The sequence below is a fragment of the Saccharopolyspora sp. NPDC000995 genome, from assembly GCF_053599315.1.
In genome coordinates this window covers 1-1,961 of sequence record NZ_JBSFLZ010000301.1, presented here as the reverse complement: position 1 = coordinate 1,961, position 1,961 = coordinate 1, and the positions used below count along the sequence as shown (strand labels likewise).

At 64.7% G+C, this 1,961-nt stretch carries 1 protein-coding gene; it reads left to right on the top strand.

The annotated features are described in order from the left end of the window. On the top strand, nt 1–1,961 hold a 1,961-nt coding region (gene dnaE / locus ACWDKQ_RS35940), incomplete at both ends, for a DNA polymerase III subunit alpha (RefSeq protein WP_450143201.1).

Genomic DNA, 1,961 nt, shown 5'->3' with positions numbered 1-1,961 from the left:
GACCCCTTCGTTCACCTGCATGTGCACACCGAGTACTCGATGCTCGACGGTGCGGCGAAGGTGGGGGCGTTGTTCGCCGAAGCCGAGCGGTTGGGGATGCCCGCGGTGGGTATGACCGATCACGGCAACATGTTCGGGGCGGATGAGTTCTACCAGGAGGCACGCAGGGCCGGTATCAAGCCGATCATCGGGATCGAGGCGTATCTGGCGCCGACCAGCCGGTTCCACAAGAAGCCGGTGTTCTGGGGTGAGGCGAAGCAGCGTGGGACCGACGAGTTCGGTGAGGGCGGCGACGTCTCGGGTGCGGGTGCTTACACGCACATGACGATGCTGGCGCGCAACGCGACCGGTCTGCGGAATCTGTTCACGTTGTCCAGCCGGGCCAGTTTCGAGGGCTATTACCGCAAGCCGCGGATGGACCGTGAGCTGGTCAGCGAGCTCTCCGAGGGGATCATCGCCACGACCGGCTGCCCGTCGGGTGAGGTGCAGACCCGGTTGCGGTTGCGGCAGTACGACGAGGCGTTGCAGGCGGCGGCGGATTACCGGGACATCTTCGGGGCGGAGAACTTCTTCCTGGAGTTGATGGATCATGGTCTGCCGATCGAGCGGTCGGTGCGCCAGGGTCTCCTGAAGATCGCCAAGGAGTTGGGGCTGAAGCCGCTGGCGACCAACGACAGCCATTACGTCACGGTTGATCAGGCCGAGTCGCATGGGGCGTTGTTGTGTGTGCAGTCGGGTAAGACGCTCAGTGATGAGAGCCGGTTCAAGTTCGATGGTGATGGTTATTACCTGAAGTCCGCGGCGGAGATGCGGGAGTACTGGGATCAGGAGGTGCCGGGCGCGGCGGACAGCACGCTGCTGGTCGCGGAGATGGTCGAGTCCTACGAGGACGTGTGGTCGTTTCAGGACCGGATGCCGCGCGTGACCGATGGCAGTGGCCGCAGCGAGCGTGAGTTGCTGGAGGCCGAGGTCCAGCAGTACCTGCCGACGCGTTATCCGGACGGGCCGACCGAGGAGTGCCTGGAGCGGATCAAGGTCGAGTTGGATGTGCTGGACACCAAGGGGTATTGCGCGTACTTCCTGGTGGTGGGCGACCTCACCCGGTGGGCGAAGTCGCAGGGCATCCACGTGGGGCCGGGTCGTGGTTCGGCGGCGGGTTCGCTGCTGGCCTACATCCTGCACATCACCAACCTGGACCCGCTGGAGCACGGGCTGATCTTCGAGCGGTTTTTGAACCCGGAGCGTGACTCGCCGCCGGATATCGACCTCGACTTCGACGACCGCCGCCGTGATGAGGTCTTGCAGTACGCGATCAACAAGTACGGCCGGGACAAGGTCGCGCAGGTCATCACCTTCGGCAAGATCAAGACGAAGGCGGCGATCAAGGACTCCGCGCGGGTGCATCACGGACAGCCGGGGTTCGCCATCGCGGACAAGATCTCCAAGGCGTTGCCGCCGCCGATCGCGGCCAAGGACATCCCGTTGTCGGGGATCGTGGATCCGCAGCACGAGCGGTATGCCGAGGCCGCCGAGGTCCGCAGCCTGATCGAGACGGATCCGGCGGTGTCGCAGATCTTCGACACCGCGCGTGGTCTGGAGGGGCTGATCCGCAATGCCGGTGTGCACGCGTGTGCGGTGATCCTGTCCTCGCAGCCGTTGCTGGGCACGGTGCCGTTGTGGGCGCGGGATGACGGGTCGATCATCACTGGCTGGGACTACCCGTCCTGCGAGGCCATCGGCCTGCTGAAGATGGACTTCCTGGGGCTGTCCAACCTCACCATCCTCGGTGATGCGCTGGCGATGGTGAAGGAGAACCACGACCGCGACATCGACCTGTCCCACCTGGCGCTGGACGACAAGACCACCTACGAGATGCTCGCCCGAGGGGAGAGCCTGGGCGTGTTCCAGTTCGAAGGTGGTGGCATGCGGGAGCTGCTCAAACGCCTGCAGCCCACCGAGTT